16 protein-coding genes and 1 pseudogene are annotated in these 19,541 nt (G+C 34.5%); 1 reads left to right on the top strand and 16 read right to left on the bottom strand.

Annotation, left to right across the window (positions count from 1 at the left end; translation table 11 throughout):
- Positions 1-100: 100 nt before the first annotated feature.
- From FSZ17_RS24055 to FSZ17_RS01085, 13 genes and pseudogenes are all read right to left on the bottom strand, one after another.
- Positions 101-274: pseudogene (locus FSZ17_RS24055) on the bottom strand (TetR/AcrR family transcriptional regulator); the annotation flags it as partial.
- Positions 275-475: 201 nt separating this feature from the next.
- Positions 476-1,312 (bottom strand): CPBP family intramembrane glutamic endopeptidase, encoded by an 837-nt coding sequence (locus FSZ17_RS01140; RefSeq protein WP_057776089.1) that lies wholly within the window; start codon positions 1,310-1,312, stop codon positions 476-478.
- A 318-nt stretch (positions 1,313-1,630) separates the two neighbouring features.
- Complete coding sequence (locus FSZ17_RS01135; RefSeq protein ID WP_057776088.1) at positions 1,631-2,425, bottom strand: MerR family transcriptional regulator; 795 nt, start codon at positions 2,423-2,425, stop codon at positions 1,631-1,633.
- 283 nt (positions 2,426-2,708) lie between these two features.
- Entirely contained in the window at positions 2,709-2,915 is a 207-nt protein-coding gene (locus FSZ17_RS01130) for a carboxymuconolactone decarboxylase family protein (RefSeq protein WP_082625404.1), read from the bottom strand.
- A gap of 10 nt (positions 2,916-2,925) precedes the next feature.
- The gene (locus FSZ17_RS01125; RefSeq protein ID WP_057776087.1) at positions 2,926-3,675 is read right to left on the bottom strand and encodes an ABC transporter permease; all 750 of its coding nucleotides are present in this window, start codon (positions 3,673-3,675) and stop codon (positions 2,926-2,928) included.
- Positions 3,676-4,437, bottom strand: coding sequence for an ABC transporter ATP-binding protein (locus FSZ17_RS01120; protein ID WP_057776086.1), 762 nt, complete (start codon positions 4,435-4,437; stop codon positions 3,676-3,678).
- 138 nt (positions 4,438-4,575) lie between these two features.
- Complete coding sequence (locus tag FSZ17_RS01115; protein ID WP_057776085.1) at positions 4,576-4,920, bottom strand: DUF1048 domain-containing protein; 345 nt, start codon at positions 4,918-4,920, stop codon at positions 4,576-4,578.
- A 71-nt stretch (positions 4,921-4,991) separates the two neighbouring features.
- Positions 4,992-5,312 (bottom strand): PadR family transcriptional regulator, encoded by a 321-nt coding sequence (locus tag FSZ17_RS01110; protein WP_057776084.1) that lies wholly within the window; start codon positions 5,310-5,312, stop codon positions 4,992-4,994.
- A gap of 668 nt (positions 5,313-5,980) precedes the next feature.
- Positions 5,981-7,786: a TniQ family protein gene (locus FSZ17_RS01105; protein ID WP_057776083.1), complete on the bottom strand. Its 1,806-nt coding sequence runs from the start codon at positions 7,784-7,786 to the stop codon at positions 5,981-5,983.
- Between the two features lie 53 nt (positions 7,787-7,839).
- Positions 7,840-9,858, bottom strand: coding sequence for a TniQ family protein (locus FSZ17_RS01100; protein WP_057776082.1), 2,019 nt, complete (start codon positions 9,856-9,858; stop codon positions 7,840-7,842).
- A 48-nt stretch (positions 9,859-9,906) separates the two neighbouring features.
- Positions 9,907-10,830 carry a TniB family NTP-binding protein gene (locus FSZ17_RS01095; protein WP_057776081.1) on the bottom strand — a complete coding sequence of 308 codons (924 nt, stop codon included), beginning with the start codon at positions 10,828-10,830 and terminating at the stop codon, positions 9,907-9,909.
- A 12-nt stretch (positions 10,831-10,842) separates the two neighbouring features.
- Complete coding sequence (locus FSZ17_RS01090) at positions 10,843-12,933, bottom strand: TnsB C-terminal domain-containing protein (RefSeq protein ID WP_057776080.1); 2,091 nt, start codon at positions 12,931-12,933, stop codon at positions 10,843-10,845.
- Positions 12,902-13,663: a TnsA endonuclease N-terminal domain-containing protein gene (locus FSZ17_RS01085; protein ID WP_057776079.1), complete on the bottom strand. Its 762-nt coding sequence runs from the start codon at positions 13,661-13,663 to the stop codon at positions 12,902-12,904. Before FSZ17_RS01085 ends, FSZ17_RS01090 begins: the two co-directional genes overlap by 32 nt.
- A 171-nt stretch (positions 13,664-13,834) precedes the next feature.
- On the opposite strand from FSZ17_RS01085, the gene FSZ17_RS01080 reads away from it, so the two are divergent.
- Positions 13,835-14,389, top strand: a complete 555-nt coding sequence (locus FSZ17_RS01080; protein WP_082625400.1) for a helix-turn-helix domain-containing protein — start codon at positions 13,835-13,837, stop codon at positions 14,387-14,389.
- A 220-nt stretch (positions 14,390-14,609) separates the two neighbouring features.
- Here FSZ17_RS01080 and FSZ17_RS01075 read toward each other — a convergent pair whose 3' ends face one another.
- From FSZ17_RS01075 to FSZ17_RS01065, 3 genes are all read right to left on the bottom strand, one after another.
- Entirely contained in the window at positions 14,610-15,002 is a 393-nt protein-coding gene (locus tag FSZ17_RS01075; protein ID WP_057776078.1) for a hypothetical protein, read from the bottom strand.
- Between the two features lie 209 nt (positions 15,003-15,211).
- Positions 15,212-18,550 (bottom strand): DEAD/DEAH box helicase, encoded by a 3,339-nt coding sequence (locus tag FSZ17_RS01070; protein WP_057776077.1) that lies wholly within the window; start codon positions 18,548-18,550, stop codon positions 15,212-15,214.
- Entirely contained in the window at positions 18,540-19,385 is an 846-nt protein-coding gene (locus FSZ17_RS01065; RefSeq protein ID WP_057776076.1) for a Hachiman antiphage defense system protein HamA, read from the bottom strand. The genes FSZ17_RS01070 and FSZ17_RS01065 overlap by 11 nt, the downstream gene beginning before the upstream one ends.
- Between the last annotated feature and the right edge of the window lie 156 nt (positions 19,386-19,541).

Genomic DNA, 19,541 nt, shown 5'->3' with positions numbered 1-19,541 from the left:
ATTGAATATAGAAAAAGCGTGTTTTGATCAATCTTTTTTTAAAACACGCTTTTTCTTATGTTCAAACCTCATAAATTTCTAACACCAACAACCTCTCTTTTCATTCCCTTTCAAATTGAAAAATATCTTGATTAATTAGCTGACGGAAGTATCTATCCATTTCTTCTGCTGAAACACTTTTTCTATTCTGTAACCACCATGCGCTTAACGTTGCAATTACACCCGTATGGAATTCGATAATTAACTCATCTGGTATCGTATGATTTTTAAAGGATTGGTTATATGAAAAAGTTTAATATAGTTTTTAGCATAATATTAATAAGTGGAATAGGAATCTTCCCGCTTTTTCCATTCAAAAAAACCGAAGGATAACCAGGCATTTCACCCGATTTTCCTTCGATCTTGATCATACTTTTTTATCTAAGGACAATGTTTTTTAGGTGTGGACAAGTATAGCTGTAAAACTATCACTAAATCATGGAATCATGGAATGCTTTTCATTAATACTGTTTGTATCTTCCTTTCCATACAATACTTTCTTTGGATTTATAATGATGATTAAAACAGCTGCTGCGAAATAAAAAATTGCGCTATACATGATTAAATCGATTAAGTTTCCCTTTATGATGCCAATAAAGAAATTAAAGAATTGGTGGATGGTAATGGGGATGATTAAATTCTGATTTAAGTTATAAAATGCGGTCATGATGATCGTAGTGGATAGGATTGAAATCATAAAGAATAGAATATATTTGATTAAATCAATGCCCACATACCCTGTAGTAAACCATATAGGAAGATGCCACATCCCCCACCAAAATCCGATGATGATCGAAGTTTTTAATGGCGAATTCTTCTTTTGAAGCTCCATTAGAGCGAAACCTCTCCACCCTATTTCTTCTCCTAGTGGGCCTGACAGAAGATTTTTCAAAAAGAAATATATCAGCATTCCCCATGAAGATATCGTAAAAATTGAGTCTGCTTCACTGTTATTAGATACGAGAAACATAATTATCAAAAATATGAAAGCTTGAATCATACTTACCGTGAGAATCACAGAAAATTTAAGTTTATTCTTGAATTTATCTTTTACAAATTGTATAAAACGCTGCCCAGGATAGATTTTTTTAAATAACGCTGCAAAAGCAAAGGTTGAGGACCAAGCTGATATACAGTGCATAACATCAAAGACCCATGCAGGAAATCCTAACATCCTTGTGGCTCCTACAAGAAAAAAAAGTGGCAAAAAGATGATATTGGTTAGTAGAATAAAACTTGCTATTGGATTTTTAAGTTTCTTTTCTCTGTTCATGTATAATCCCCTCTTCAAACTAAGTATTTTGTAAATATAATAACGCTCATATTTACGAATACCTTCAGCTTAAACCTAGGGGTTACTCATAGGTCAATACGTATCTGCATTATTTTGTCCCGCATTAACGGGCAGTAAGACTCCCACCTTAAAGTTCAGCGAAAGCCAAGATGGTAGGTGGAAATCAACTGCCCGTAAAAGCCCGATTCGTTCAACTAATAATCAGCGGGGGATGACGCCGACTAAGATCGCCACGTCCTGTGGCAACGTCGGCACTAGCACATCCTGTGCGTCGAAAAATCCCCACTGATTAAAGTTTCACTTTATAGGTGCATACATTTCTAAAAATACACGTTCAAGTCCATCTTCATAAGTGGTAAGTAATAGATTTATATAAACTAGCCCCAAAAGTTCATACCCATTTTCTATTGCTGCTTTTCTTAAACTAGCTTCCACTTTATGGTCAGTGTTGTTTCCACCAGTTGACCATCTTCCATCTTCAATAACGGTATACATACATTTTGGATGAGATAGAATTTCACCTTCAATTTCTTTATGAAAGTCTTCTACTTTTCTTACAATGATAAACTTATCTTCTAGAATACCTTCGTCATTGAATCTTATGACTCTTCTTAAAGAGGTTAGAGTAACTGCTTTTTTCAAGCTGTCCGTGTTCTCTTTAAGAGTTTCATATTCATCATACGCAGTGAAATGCTCTATTTCTCCTTTTATTTCTAAAGGCTTCATTTCTTTTACTGTGTACTCTCCTAAGTATTGTTTAATTTTTTCGCAATCTTCTTTTACGATCTGAAGCTTTTTTAAAAGAAGCTTTTTATATTCTATTTCTTCTAAAACCTCTTGTTCTTTCTCTTCTAATAATGATTTTATTCCCTCTATACTCTTGCTTTTTCTTAATTCCTGGATTTTTTTTATTTCAATATCCATTTCTCTATAGAAATTTACTGTGGTTATATCATATATATCAAAACGATTATATTTTCTATACCCATTCTCAATATTTTGCTTAGGCTTAACTAATTCCTTTTCTTCATAAAATTTTAAGGTATCTCTAGATACACCTAAAAATTTAGCTACTTGTCCAATTGTGTACATTATACTCTCCTTTATCATTGATACATATTCTTTATGATATTTCATATTATCAGTACGTCGATAAATAATAATATATGTTTTATTATATTAACTAAGTTAGGTATCAAAAAAGTAGACAACTAACAAAATTATAAACGTCAACCTAAATATGTACATTTTTGATCGTTTTAAAATCCGATTTAAGGGAGAAAAATTCTTTCTTTTCGTGCTGCCTTAAGAATTTTTTCCTTCAAGCGAAAAAAACTATGAATCACATTCCAACTGAAATGTAATCCATAGTTCCCTACGAAAGAGCACTACCCCCTGTAAATTCTTCTAAAGCATGCATGGCAAACCTCGCGTTGGGATAAGTGATTGAGCCGCCACCAATCACAACAATTTTGAGGGTTTCCATGATTTCGTCGATGGTTTCCCCAGCATTTAAGCAGCCTTCCATGTGATAGCAAATGGATTCATCGCAGCGGCTGACTATTGATACGGCAAATCCCATAATGATGTCCTTACCCTAACTGGCGTTTAAATGTATTACTGGCGAAGAAGTAAGCGATGACCATGATGCCGACGCACCAGGCAAGCGCGATCCAGATATCGTTGCCAACAGACCCTTCATACAAGAGGGCACGAATCGCATTCACGATTGAAGTCACGGGCTGGTTCTCAGCGAACGCACGGACAATTTTAGGCATGGTTTCGGTTGGGACAAAGGCCGAACTGATAAACGGCAGGAAAATCAACGGGTACGAGTAAGCAGTCGCCCCTTCCATAGACTTAGCTGTCAATCCAGGAATGACCGCCAACCATGTCAGCGCCAGCGTAAACAGCACGAGTATCCCAGCTACCGCGAGCCAATCCAGGATATCAGCGCTGGAACGGAAGCCCATCAAGAGCGCGATAAGGATAACCACCACGACAGTAAGCACATTGGAAACAAGCGAGGTCAACACGTGAGCCCACAATACCGACGAGCGCTTGATGGGCATGGTAATGAAACGTGCCATCAGCCCGCTCTTTACATCGTTAAACAGCCGCAAGGAAGTGTAAGCGACGCCGGATGCGATAGCCATCAGCAAGATTCCCGGCAATAAATAATTGACGTAGTTGTCCGTGCCTGTCTCTATGGCGCCGCCAAATACGTAGACAAACAGCAGCATCATCATAATCGGCGTAATCGCCACCGTGATAATCGTATCCGGGCTACGCATGATGTTGCGCATTAAACGCCCTAGTAATACCCCTGTTTTGCTTTTCATTTACATCTCCTCCTTTTTGCCGATAATCGCGAGGAAAATTTCCTCCAATGTCGGCTGCTTCTCGATATACTCCACTTTCGCTGGCGGGAACATCTCTTTGAGTTCGGTAAGGGTACCGGTCGTGATGATTTTTCCACCATGCAGGATGGCGATACGGTCCGCCAGTTGTTCGGCCTCCTCCAGGTACTGGGTCGTCAGCAAGATGGTCGTGCCGCCGCCAGCAAGCTCCTTGACGGTATCCCAGACTTCAAGCCGCGCTTCAGGGTCAAGCCCTGTCGTCGGTTCGTCGAGAAAAATGACTGCTGGCGTCCCGATCAGGCTCATGGCGATGTCAAGCCGGCGCTTCATCCCGCCGGAATACTGATCCGCCCGGCGGTTAGCCGCATCAGTCAGGCTGAATCTTGCAAGCAGATTGTCGGCGACTTGAGCGGGATTGGAAACTCCCCGCAACTTGGCGATCATCATCAGATTTTCCCTTCCTGTGAGTATACCGTCTAATGCTGCGAACTGCCCTGTCAGGCTGATGCTCTGGCGAACATGATCCGGTTGACGCTGGACGTCAAAGCCGCAAATACCTACTTCGCCGCCATCGGGCTTCATCAGTGTCGAGAGGATGTTGACCGTCGTCGTCTTGCCCGCTCCATTTGAGCCCAGCAGTGCGAAAATTTCGCCAGGTCGCACCTCAAAATCCACCCCCTTTAAGACTTCCTTGTCTTTAAAGGATTTTTTTAACCCTTTTACAGAAATCGCTGCATTGCCCATACTTTTTTCCTCCTTATAAAACTATTTAGTCTGACTGATAATCTGTATTACTTATTACTAAGCTAAAAATATAACTGAATAGCAAAGGTGGCAATTCACATTTATAACCAGCTAATCAGTCGGTATTATCTATTGAATTTATTTTTTTCCCAATCGCTTCATGATACTCTTATTCAAATCTTCACGATACTTGGCGACATAGGTTTTAGCGTTTGCCACTAGTTCGTCGGCAAAGGACGCCACGTCTTCCCCAGTGATTTCCAGCACTTGTCTACCTTCCGCCGCACCTGCTTCGAACAACTCGATTAATTCATACTGCATGTGCAGCATATCCATCCCGCTGCCCCCTGCTGAGAAACTCCACATGTAGTTTTGAATTTTCTTAAATACAAACTGGTAGTCCTCTGGCAGGGCTTCAACCCGTGCCATCATCATTTTGTACTCTTTTTTATCACCAATCATTTTTTTAAACATTTCCAACATGTTATTTTTCCTCCTTTTTTATAAAGCTGAACAAGACACTTCAAAAATATCGTACGGAATATCTTATGAAGCTAGATTGACTTTAAGACGTTGATTTTTGATGATACAAAATCCCATTTTTTCCAAAACAATTCAAGTTCCTGGCGGCCAGCCTCATTAAGTGAGTAAAACTTGCGGGGCGGCCCCATATCTGACGGTTTCTTTTCAATGGTCACCAGTTTTTTCTTTTCTAATCGCACGAGAATGGTGTAGACCGTCCCTTCCACAACTTCGGTAAACCCAAGCTCGTTCAGGCGGCGGGTAATCTCGTAGCCATAGGTTTCATGACGGCTGATGATTTCCAACACGCAGCCTTCCAGCGAACCTTTCAGCATTTCAGTTAAATTTTCCATGTTCAGATTCTCCTTTACCTCCCTATTTTGTCTGACTTATATTCAGTATAACATAGTACTAAGGGAAATTTTTACTGAATAGCTTTTTGGAATCACGCTATTCAGTATTGCTTATTACATGTACATTGTAACACTGAGTAGTAGGGGTGTCAACTATTTTTCTTAAAAATATTTATGCAATCTCACTATTCAGTGGTGTTGGTATCCAGTGTGACCTACTACAAGTATATCGTAACACGTAGTAGAACGGACTGTCAACTGGATTTTCTAAATATTATTAAAATCAGCTATCCCCATTGGATACAGCCGATTTTCTTTATGGAGCTTTTATTGCTGCTGACGGGATTTACTTCCACGGGTGCGGCGTTCTACCCCGACTACCGTAATAATAAGATCATATAGAAAAAGGTCAACCAGAAATCTGGCTAACCTTATATTACGAAAGGGTGCTTTTGTTTAAGATGGAAATTAAATATTTCTAGTTAGTCAAAAGGAATGTCTCCAAAATCGAGACATTCCCTTTGATTTTCTAGAGTACAACTTACTTTCAATAAGACAAAATTGTGGATTTTAATATGAAATGACACAAAAATGCCCCAAAAAGGGGCATTTTTTTAATATAAAAGTGACATTATTTTTAACATCAAATGGCATAAAACCGGATATTTTTAATATCCAATGTCACTTTTCTCCTGAGACTGTACCAAGGTATTATGTTCCTTTCGCATTTCTGAAAAAAGATATGCAAGTTCCGGATGATTTCTCCAAACTATTGTCCTTCCAACCCCCAAGTAATTGTATAAATCACCGTTAAGAATTTTCTTCTTATCATTGCTTTTGAAAAAGGACTTAGCCCTTGAGTTTAATTCATTTTTTTGTTTCTCCAGACGACTCTCTTTTTGCATATTCTTATAAGTAGAAATTAATTCATTTCCTCCCCAAGACCGAATAGTTTCAGGGCTTACCTTGAGTTCACTACACACATTATTGATTGTAATATCTTTATCGTTAGTTAGGAATTGTTTTAAAGTATCCTCTACTGTTGTTAATTGATTGATTTTATTTGATTTTTCTACTGGAGCATCTTTTTGTTTTTTTACTTTACTTTTTTCAACTGCAAGAACAGCATGATGGTAACGATAAGATAAGAATTCTTGATAATTGTTCCAGATTGACCATTTTTTTATTACGTTAATATTAGTACCATCTTTTATTGCTGCTTCAAAAAGGTTTAGCAAACTTTCTTTACAAATGGCATGATTTATATTAATTTCAAAAACATTCCGCGTTGAAAAATATCCAATACACCTTTTTAATTGGTCTATTGACAAACCACTTTTGTATGAAATATCGTGGAAATTAACATGTTTTAAATCTTTTAGTGCATTGTAGCCCATTATAAAATTTGTCCGTTCCACAGTCTCTCCGTTAACATTAAGAGCATATTCACAGAAACAAGAAGGACAATACATATAGTACAGTAGGTCATTTGAATCTGCTCTTCTTTTAAAGTTAGTTACCAACTTTTCAAGACAACCAGTTTTTTCAAAATTACTACACCAAGGGGCAATACATGAAATCGAAGCTAACTTTATTTTTTTCTTCATTAATATTGATTGTTTAAATGTATCCGGAACTTGCAAAGTAATTAACTCATTAATATCAATTCTGTACTCACACAACACTTCTTTAATAAAAGAAAGGTGCAATGTCCGCTTATTAGATAAAGACCCCCGTGCATGTTGTAAAATTACAGGTATTTTGCCCGGATTTTTCAATTTTTTTAGTAATTGCTTTTTATCAAATTCACTATTTTTGTTTGATAAAATAAACAAAATCTTAATAGCCAGCTCATCTGGAAAGATAATATCACTTCTTGGTTTTCTTACTTCACTCCAAAATGTTGTTAGCCACTTGTCTTTGTCATTGGGAACTACTTTTTCAATGTCTGCATCAATTAAAGAATGGTAACAGTATGGGCAGCTACCGATTGCCTTAATATCCTTAAAGTGCATCTTTTTGAAACAACGTGGGCAGCTTTCTTGCAATTTAGTGGAATGTTCCATACAAACATTTATTTCATCAATCTTCCATAATAAGTTATAATACCTTTTCTCCTTCAAGCAACAAGGACAATAACTTAAGAAACTACGAAAAACTCCAGACATTAACCTTGCCCGTTCAAGATTATCACTATCGGAAAACAAATTTAAACTATGAAAAAATGTATTACTTAATAGAATTTCTTTATTTAAATTTGTCAAATACGCTAATTTATCAATATCAATATTATTCACTGGGGTTAAATCAAGTAAATTGAATTCAGACATTTGAAAATATCCCTTTTTAACCCTTAAGTAATTTAGTAAGGATAAAAGTGCAATTTCGTTACAATTAGATAACCTTATTAAATAACTTGTTAACGACTCACAAGAATTTGGTTTTATTCTTATAGTTAATTTAGGTTGCTCCATAAAAAAACCTCCTTCAAAATTTTCGCCAAAATATGAAGGAGACATACATTATCTTATTCCGATTCTAATTCATCAATAGTAGTTCTTATTAACTCACCTATACCTTTAAAGACTCCTCTATATGACGATATATACCAAACTGATACATTCATATAGAGAGCAATGTTTTCGAAATTTACTTCCAAATTATTAGTATATAAATAAATAATAACTTCCTTTAGTTTCTGGGATTTAAAAACCCTTTGCTTTTCCTTACTTTCCTTTGCAACTTTGGATATATATTTATAAATCATGGGATAATGATTTCTTATATATTTGGGTGTTTTCCCAATATGTTTGTATATTTGTTTAACAAAAATTTGTTCCTGAGATTTGCCTTTCAAACCAACAAACACTTTTATGCTTTTTTTAATTTCATTCTCTTCGATATTTGACAAGGCTTTCCTTTTTTCATCATTATGCTCTTGGATAGCTTTATTAATATTATGGTAATTTAAAGTTCTTGGATTTATTTGTACATAGCTTGCAACCTCTTCCATAGATACTTCAGCGTCTACGCTTTTTAAATTATCAAGAACTTCTTTTGTCTTAGCTTCAAGTAACTCCTTATTTTCTAGCCTAACATTCCTTTCATTAGATTGGAATATAATGTATTCCTGAACCTTTGAATGCCAATAGGCGGTAAAGACCTCTTCATTTTTCCAACCAAATAACTCCTTAGCTTTTTGGGCTAATGTTTCACGATTTCTTTCAAAATTACGTAATAGCTTAAAACTCTGAATTAATTCATTTTCATGCGAGTTTAAATAATCGATAAATTTCTCCATAGCATTTTTTGATAATAAGTTATTATATGTAAGGTAGCCTAAATAATACTCTAGCGTGTAATAAGATAAGCCACTTTTTCTCGAAATTACAGCTTTAGGATAGCCCTTGTTGAATAAGGTTATTAATCCATTTATTATGTCTACGTCACCATGAAGACATTCCCACTTCTTTTCCTTTTTACAAAAACCAAACTTCATCCAGCATTCTGTACATACCGAGATTCGAGAATATAGATTTTTCCCCAGAATTGATTTACCTTTTGCATGTTCTGATATCAGTTTTAACTTTTCTTTAGTTCCCTGATACTTACACCAGGGAGTTAAACAATCACCTATCTCCTTTTTGTTACTCTTTAAAATCTTACGTACATAGGATAACGGTACTTTAACCTCAGACAATTGTTTAAATGTAATATTTACTTTTCGTATAATGCTTAAACAATTCCGTAAGGAAATGGTTTCGTCAATATCACCTTTTACTAATTTTACAAACTTACGCATTTGTGAAGGGGAAATATTATTATTGTTATGATTTCTGGATGATATCTTTGGAGATGGGTGTGTTAAGTATAGTAATATTAGAGCTAACTTTCTATGGTTTAAAATTAACCCTTTCTTTCTTGATAAAAGATTTCTTGGTATTCGGAATAAACTTCTCCAATCTTCATAAATCCTTAATTGTGTTTGAATTGTAGCATCAGATATAACCGACTGGATTTGATTAGTCAACAATGCATTACAATCTGAACATTTATAGTAAATAAGGTTGTTATGAAGATATTTTTGTTTAGATGAACATTTAGTACAAGAGTCAGTTAAAGAAGTGAAATGTTTATCACACATTGTAATTTCCTTTACCTGCCAAAGAATATTAAATTGACCATTCTCCTTCAAACACATGGAACAATATTTACGATTTTTCTTTTCAATTTCCTTACCAATTAACTTTTTACCGGATGAACCAATACCATAATAATTTTGGAGAATAGATTTAAAAGTATGATATTGCATCTTTTCAAGTGGAAGCTTACACATTCTAGTTAACTTATCTACTTTAACGATATCTTCAGGATAAATATCAAAATTAAAGCTAAAATTCATATCCACCTTATAAATACTATCATTTTGACATATTCTCCAAATGGTAGGAATATCTACGAAATTTTTGCTACATACTCTGAGTAAATAACCCGTAAGGCTTTCTTCAGCACCTAAAACAGGACGAATTGTGAATCTTTCTGTCACCGTTCCTACTCCTTTACGAATTAGCTTGTTACAAATATAATTTAAAGATTATTTATTTAAAATCTTATTAATATCTTCCTCTGTCATTTCCCCTATGACATTTTGCCTTGCTTTCAATAAAACGTGACCATCTATTTTCTTTAAAATTGAAAAATCATTGAAATCAGACTCAAAAACACCAACTAATTGAAATGTCTCTGTAATTATGGGCACTAACCAACCAACTAACCCAGAACACATTCGATGTAAAAGTATTGGTAATTTACTACCCTCTTTTGCAAACTGAAATATGTCTTGAACACCTAATTTTTCATCGATTAGCTTTAAAAGGTCAATGAAGGAATCATCACATTCACTAAAATGTTTCAATGTCCGTGGAGGGAATCTCCCCATAATTTGCGCATTTATTGTTCTTAGCTCATCAGTTGCTGTAGTTCCAACACACACAACAGCTACATTGGTTGAATTGGATAAATCCTTTATAAGCTCCATTGCCACCTTTTTACTAACATGGGTTGAAGTAAGGATATAGTCCAATTCGTCTAAAATTATCATTTCAACCTTTTGTTTTTTTATTAACCCAAATGCTTTATCCTGTAAAAACTCAACAGTCTTACTCTCATCCATTCTCGGAGCACCTAATGCCTTTATAATCCTTAAATAAAATCCTTTCTTTGTGAACGGTTCTGGCAATAAAACATAAGCAACTGGTACAATATCCTTTTCTTCCTCATTTTCAATTAAAATATAAGAAGGATTGGCAGCAGCATATCGTTTCATAGCTTGAGTTTTGCCAACCCTCGATTTCCCCATTATAAAAAGATTTAGCGGGGATTCATTAGTCTCTATATTTAGAGATAATCTCCTAATAGTTCTCCTATTATCTAATATATTCCATACCTCTTTAATATCTGGATGTTCTACATAAATACTAATGACTTTTAATTGAAATGATTCATATGGATTCACCATAAAAAGCACCCCTTATTTCCCCTCCAACAACTCCTGATTAAACTCATTTATTAAGTCTTCTAGGTCGGTACTACTTTTAATTGTTGGTTTATTTACAGTTAATTGTTCTAATTCCTGATTTGTTACCAGTGTAAAACCAGCTCTTATAGCCTTTCGTTTCATGCTTGAGTTGTTTTTCATTTTGGCTTCATATCTTTCTTTTAGTAGAGCAATTCCCTTTACCAAATCCCTAGAGCCTGGAATTGCCTTTATGTTCATTTTTCCAGTTTCTCTTAGCGTTTTAAGTAAATCATTGTATAAGTATCTATTCATACCTTTTAAGTCCTCATATTTCGGATTTTGGGCAGGTATTGATACATATTCTGAAGTGTCTGGGTCAAGCAAATAAATCGAAGATATGTCATCATCATTATGCTTTATTGTATATTTTTTTTGTTTCCCAATATATTTAGATGCAAATGAAGAATTATATAACACGTTTCCAAATTGTATCCCATCTCTTGAAAATGTCCTAATTACTTTAGGTAGTAATTTAACAGCAAATTCCTCCTCGTCCTGCTCCTCAATGATTTCAGGATATCCTGTAATTTCTATACCCTGGTAATACATTAATGTTGGAGTAGGAAATTCTAGCGGCAGCTCAGAGTGAGGTTTATGATGATAAACGTCCGTAATATATACTGTTAGCAATTCCTCTATATCCTTAAGTGTAAAAATAGCCTCTTTTGATGCGTCATAGTCTCCAAGTTCATGTACATTACTTTTTGTTGTTCCAGCAAGGTTATGGATTAATTGGGCATTTATTGTTCCAAATACACGTTCAATGGTCCCACCATAATTCGGTGTTTCACGAGGTCTATGCATTACTTGAGCCCCTAGATATTCTTCAATTATGGTTCTAACATGAGAATTAAAAAACTCTTTCCCATTGTCTAAATAGAAAATGCTTGGTATTCCAAACATATCCCATTCATTTAAGGTATTGTATCTTTTCTTTGTCTTTTTTGTTAGGATTCCATGAAGTATAGCTTTCTGAACTTTGTTTGCGGATGGTGGTTCAAAAGCTACATGTAAGCACCAAATCATTCGAGTTTTCAAATCAATTCCTAGTGTAATATAGCATCTATCGAGCAACTGACCAGTTCTTTCATCGATTAATTTTATATCGAGTGGTGTATGGTCAATCTCAACGATATGTAAAGGAGCAATAGCTATTTCATTTGTGAATCCTCTTGTGATTGGGTCATATTTTTGCTCCGCAATTTTCCCCAATCTCATCCTTTCCATTACTTTCACGCTTAATCTATGTGTAATAATGTGATACAGCGTTTCATATGGAATAGGTTTCAATCCATTTTTATAACAAAGGATTTCTAGTTGTTGATGCGTACTACTGATATTAGGTCTCCGCTTTTTTAAATAGTAATTTTCAATTACATTTTTTATTAAGTTGCCATATTCCCCATTTAACCTAATCTTTATTGTATCTAACACCAAATTCTTATTATGAGGATGACAAATTTGTATCACTGTTTCATCATTTCGAATTACATCCGTTTTATATCCATCCGGTACAAGTCCCTCTAATCCATTTTTGGGGGAATTAAGTTCCTCCTTCAAATAACTAGACAGGTATCTTTTGAGTTGCCTTACAGATTTTTTATATTTAGCCTTAATTGCTTCTAGGAGCTTTTCCTTTGTAAGAGTAGTGATACATTCGCCTTCAATTAACAGGTCAGAATAATATTCATTAAAAACAGCAACAGATTTTAAATCACCTTGTTTAATTTTTTCAAGCAGAAGAACTGGTTTTATCATCTCAAAACGCTTCTGAATGACTTCCTTTTGTTTGTCAGTCAGATTATCAACAACAGACCGAAGTGTTGTTTCAGTTCCATCCTCTTGTTTAATAATTTTATTTCTTAATACTTTTAATGGATTGAAACTTGGTGAAGTAATTAAATCAATGTACCCAATATCAGTTACAACCATTATCCCATCTAACCTTTGAATTCTAATATTGGGTGGCTCAACTGCAAAGACGGCATATTTCACTCCGTACCATTCAAATTCATCTCCGACTACCAACCTCAAAAACGACATTTTCATCACCTTTAATAGTAAGTTGATTCATAATACTTCCTTGTCTAACCTTGCTATCAATCCCAATAATTTGAGATAAATCAGCGGATAGTAAACTGATAGATATCATGTAATAAATTGCCGGGATTACAAACCGATAATCAGTGCCATTAATTGAATTGGCTAATGCCCTAACCGTAACTTCTTGATTCTTGTTCATTACTTCCTGAATTAAAGGAATTAACCCACTATAATGCGACCTCTCTTTTTTAAAATTCCAAATAAACATCAAGTTCTTTTTCACAACTTCTGGAATCTCTTTGGTCACTATGGTTTGATATTTCCAATCTTGCTTTTTGCAAAATTCCAAGCATCGAAGCTCAATTACCTTATCAATTTTTTCGACTGGAGTTTCTACCTTAACCTGTGCAAGAATCGGCTTTTCGCCTTGTCTAAATATCAATACATCCGGTATATGTATCCAACTGTCGAGTTGTCCATCCTTATCATAGTGAAAAATGGGAACTTGTACAGGCTGTTCATAGTACCTTATCACATTCGGGTCCAGTTCCAGGATATAATAAAAAAGACATTCTCCCCATAACGATTCGTAATACACCGCTCTCCCCATCTTATTGCTGTGGAATGACCCAATATTGTGGTGGATATATTTACTTTGTTTGTTATCCACTTTTCGTTTTGGGGCAAATAATTCGTCCTCTTTAGACCATTCTTTATGTTTCCAATTCAAAATTTTTCTCACATCCTAGCAGAGATTGATAATAGTGGATTCACGGATTAGTTAACATGAGTATATACAATTATTTCACTGAAATGCAAATTTAATTATTTTTTTGCATTATAGTAAAATTTATGTATAATCAAAATAGAGAGTACAGAGTCTAAGAGTGAAGGTGATTAAATGAGTTACATAGGAGAAAATATTAAGAGGTATAGAAAAAAAAAGGGACTTACAATAAAAGAACTATCGGAACTCTGTAAAACAAGTATTTCGGGTATAAGTCAAATAGAATCCGGAAAAAGAGATGTTACATTTGGATTAGTCTTGAAAATCGCTGATGCATTAGATATGGATATATCTGAATTGGTAGCTGCACCCGATAAAGTACCATTTGAACATCATATACAGATGGCTATTAATTTTGAGGATTTTACAATAGTTATGGGGCATTCATCTAGGACATACGCTGAGTTTTACAGTTGGGGGGCTGTATTCGATTTATCAAATGAAAAGGTAATTGAGGTTTTAGAATTCAGTTCAAATACTGAAATAATTACCATTACGGATTTTGTTAATGAAATTTTGCTATCCCATATTTCAGAACAGCGTCTAGCCATACTCGCAGGATATATAAATATTAATGACACCTATGAAAAGATAAAAGAAAACGGTGTAACTTGGGACGATTTCAAATCGTTAATACTTGAATATCATAAAACAAATACAAATAAATAAGTGTAAATTTGGTCATTTGACCAACCTATGCAGAATGATTTCAAACAGTTTCAAGATATGATGACCAAAAAGATTCGCCAAAATGGACAGCAGCAATGAGTTTATATTGCATTATCTTATCTACCCTAAGAGCACATACTCTTAACTCCAATAATATTTATGAAAAACTATAATAAAAATAAGAGGCTCCTAAATGCATAGGAACCTCTACTTCATATTATTATTTACTGTGCTTTTTATTCTTTTTCCCATTGTAGGATAATATCTTATGTTTTGCTTCGTCTATCTTCTCTTCTAATTTAGCATTTTGACTTTGAGTTTTCCCCTGTTGTTCTTTAATCTCATCTAGAAGAGATACAAGAGATTCTTTAAAAGCAGCTTCTTGACTCTCATGACTTCTCTGCTCCCAAACTAAAAATCCAGTTAAACTAAAAGCCATGACTGTTAACCCTTCAACTACTCTAGTTGTTATCTTGTTTATACTTTTTTCCGTATCAGTATCTAAGGTAATATCATTATACATAAAATCAATAATAGAATAACTAAAACCAAAAACATGTAAGATACCCAATACAAAACAAACAAGGCTTGCAATAAACAGCACTTTCCTCATAATGTCCCCCCTCTCAAACAGCAGTATTATACCATAATTTTCTAATTCGTTATATAAAGAGGAACATTTTAGGGTTTATAGATACCTTTCCGTCTACATTAGAATCAGGTATCCAGCTCCAAATCATTTGTTCAAATACGCTATGTTAACTTCTTACTTAAGGCTAGTTGAAATAACTCAACTAGCCTTAACGGAGGTTTCTCTTTCTCTTAAATTTCAAAGGGATTTAATTTATGATTTGGGTTCCTCGATTCCATAAACCATTCATCTTCTCGGTTTATAAATACAATACCCAAGTTATTTGCATATTTATCAAAATGGAATTTATCATCCACTTTAACTTTTACTTTATAAGTATAATCGGGACTACACATATATGTTTCACCATTAAAATACTTAGCCATCAATACATCACAATCCAATTTAAGATTGTCTGTAAACGAAAAGGACGGAATTCTTTCCAAATAATCCAAAGCTTTTGTGTAAGTCTTCTCCAACAAATTTACCCACTGAATAGTATTTGGCTGAGCTTTACTTGCGATTTCATCCGATAATTTCATAATAATGCGCTTCAACATTCTTAAACTTAGTTCTTCGAAACGCGGATTCAAAATAGTGCTCAACTCGGTTGCTGCTACTCGTGATTGTATACCAGCGAGGTATATCTTAGCGGCAAACATATTAGGTACCCCCATTTGAACCAATACAGCTAAAGACTCAAATTCTTTAGCTTCTGTTTCAAAATCTAAAGTTGCTAACATTCTGGAGATTGCATGAATTCCCCACGGAAGCTTAAAGGTAAAATAATTGTTACACTCCATCTTTATACTTTCATCAAGGGAACTTATTGATTGTCCAGATATCCATAATTCCATATAAGCTGTAGCAACTTCATTAATTTCAAATTGTTCAGACGGAAATTTAGAAATAAACTTTTCAGTATGCCTTATTAATGTTAGAAAATCGTTCATATCTTTATTAGAATTTTGATATTCATGAAAATAGTCTAATACAACTGATATCTCATTTCTAATAAATAATCCGGAACGGAAAGGAATGCTGGAAGAAACTAATCCCTTCCATAAAATTGGTTCTCCTGCAAGTTTTAATACTCCCTCATTTCTAGCCTTTAAGAAAGAAATAACATCATTCCCATCTACATTCTCAAAGCGTTCGGCTTGGATATATGCTAGAGAAGTTCTAAAATAATCGTCTATCCAAGCAGATGGGTTTTCATTTTTATAGCTTTCCACTTCTAAATTTAATGCCAATAAAGTGTCATCAATTAAATCAAAAATAGTAGAAAACTCATCTATATGTTCTTTTTTTAAAGCTGAATAGTTATTTTCTGCAATCATTTGTAGTAATGTTTCAAAACTGATATCAACCTCATTTGCAACCTCATAAACATGATGGACAATAAAAAGTAAACCACTTATTGCATCATCTTGATTTCTATGCTCAAAGTATTCCCTTGCTAAACTTCTATCTCTCCTGGCTATGCGGGACCCTCTGCTTGCATCCACTAAAAACAGAATTTTACCTTCTCTGTCAACAAAACTTCTCCCAGCTCGTCCAGCAATATTCCAAAAGTCATTTATGCTAATTCTATTACTTCCATCGTACCAAACATTCGAAAAAATGACGGTTGATACTCCAATGTTAACCCCTTGACCCAATGTAGAAGTAGCTACAATTATTTTGGGATTACTTTTTCTTATTAACCTTTCCATTGAGAGTCTCACTTCGGTAGGTAGACCTGCATGGTGGCACAATACTCCGTATTTTGCACATTTATATACCTTTGATTCCTCACCATAGGCTTCGGAACATGATAATTCAAATATATTCCAATCATCTATACAGGACCATACATGTTCTTCTTTATCATGACCCATTGCCTGAATCACTTCTTCAGCTTGAGACATTACCATATTCTTTCTACAAACAAATATTAATACTGAACCAGAGTAACTTAACTTTAAAGCTGCTGAAGCCACAGCCTGTTTTTTATCCCTTGGAAAGGTATATTCCGAGCGTGGTCTAACTACCTTAAATGGACTTATGAAATTCCGATTATACGATTCAATATCACCTTTCCAAGTAATTGTCACATTACTCCCATTGTATTCGAGAAGACCTAATCTTTGGGATGAGGGTCTCCAATCTGAGTTTACTGCCCTTGTTTCACTGCCAGCTATCCATTTAGCTATCTCTGCTGAATTTGGTAATACAGCTGATAGAAGCATCATTTTCCCTTGATTATTTTCCATATATTTTCTTAATTCTTCAATTAGAACTTCACTTAGAATTTGACGGTCTTCTGGACCAATTAAATGACCTTCATCAATTATTACCAGATTTATTTTTGACTTGACCTCTGAGTTACTACGCAATATAGCCTTCGCCTTCTCCGGAGTTGCGATAATAATATTTGATTCCTGAATGACCATTTCATCTAGCTTACTAAATTGTGTACCTCCGTATAAGTGGGAAATTTCAAAACCTAATGGTTCAAATACCTTTGTAATTGAATCCTCTATTTCATATGCTAAAGAGCGAAATGGAGCTAAATAAAGTATTTTGTTATCAGTTCCACTTGCTAAGCAATCTAAGATTGAAAGCTCCGCTACTCTTGTCTTACCCGAACTTGTTGGGAGACTTACAACAGCACCTTTTTTATCTACTACAGATGGTAAGGCAATTTTTTGAGAATAAAACAGCTCGACTACCGGATTTTTTTGAAAGGCTAGTGATGCAATATAGTTATCTACTAACGTATCTTCCCCAATATATGGAGGTATTACTTTCCACAAAGAATTTTCCTGAAAACCTTCAAATATTAATAATAATAGTCTAACAACCCACCATAAAGATGGTTCTAAATCAATGGATAATAGCTCTAGTAAGTCTTTTAAATACTCTTTAGCTTTATTAAGCCATTCATCTTTCCCTGAGAAAATGAACTCAAGAAGGCTGGCAAAAGACTTGGATAAAATGAGAATATATATACGATTATTAGCAACCGCTTCCTCATCTATGGCAGCAATTGTTTTATCTACATAATCATTGCTCAATAAAATTTCTGAAAGAGATTTATCCAACTCGGTATACTGTCTTCTCAAAAACTTTGAAATAACGTCCCCAATTACGGTATCTACACTAATATTCTTCAATAATGTATATGACTTCGAATACTGATTAGCTGCATAAAATGCTAAAGAACTTGCAAGCACAAAATAAGAACTATAATCATTCCTATTGGCGCTTGGGCTATAAATATTTTCTAATATAGTTGCGCCCTTTTCTAAAGGAAAAATAGACTCTCCTATGATTCCCTGTTCAGCGTACGAACAACCAACAGACAAATAAGACAATGCTGTACTAGTTAATTTTTCATCTAACCCTTGCGAGTATTTGGGGAAATTTTCAATCGGTTCTTGGACATTAAAAAGAATGAAACGTGAATCACTTTGGGCTATAAAGTTTTGTATAAGCGAATCCGCTTCCAACCTTTCTAATATCGCCTTTGCTTTATCAGTCTTCATGGCTAAGCCCTCTTTTCAACTTCTCGTGTGCAAGGGTAAAACTTTGGGAAATAAGTTCTTCCGGCTTATCTACTCCCAAAGATAAGAAGATAAACCTATCGTTCTCTGAATACATATGATTTTCTACGTTAGCAGCAGTATTATGATTGCTTAAGAGGAAACCAACATTGATTATAGGAACTTTTCCGTGTTGGACCTCTAAATTTAATTCTTCCAATTCATCTGCCAGTTCTTCTTCACCTAAGTCACTAAGCCTATTGGCAACAAAAAGAATAGATAATGGCAGCTTAAGCTTTTTCCCAAACTCATCCATTATTTCCTCGACCACAGCCTTATTTGGAGTTTTTCTAAATTTCGATTCACCTAGAATAACCTTTTCCCTCAGATTTTCTTTATTAAAGAGAAGAACATCGTCACCTTTAATAGATTGACTTACATTTGGGTTATATCTTAGTTTATATAATAAAAAATTAAGCTGTGTTGATTCTTGGAGATACTCTGCCAAAACTATCTCTGCCCCATTTCCTCTCATTGTCTTTTCTGCAACTGGAAGCATTTGTTGTTGGCTTAAATATTCTTCTAAACCATATTTTTTTATAATCATTTCTCTCTTTCTTTTTAATCTTTCAATTGTCGACTCTGAAATATGATGTTTGATTATCCAATCGGAAATCTGCTCAATAGCATAGTCTCGCATACCTTCGATTTCTATTAATTTTCTATGTAATTTATTCTGAGAAGCAGGCAAATCTTCATGTTGTAACCATTCAGCAAAAAGAGACTTTTCAGGATGATTTCCCAGAAGTTTACATTGGTTTGATATTGAATCAGACATACTCTAACCCCCCATTACACCTGTTATCTTAAATATTGCAATTCGCTTTTAACTTCAAATTTTTTATAAATTTGTTTATACTATCCTTATCTCATAATTATACCAACTAAATTTAATAAATAATAACACTCTAGGAGAATAGTCTTTGAAAATATC

This window comes from Cytobacillus dafuensis, assembly GCF_007995155.1.
GTDB classification, from domain to species: Bacteria; Bacillota; Bacilli; order Bacillales; family Cytobacillaceae; genus Cytobacillus; species Cytobacillus dafuensis.
Note: the sequence above shows the minus strand (reverse complement) of the source record. Positions and strands in the feature narration are given on the sequence as shown.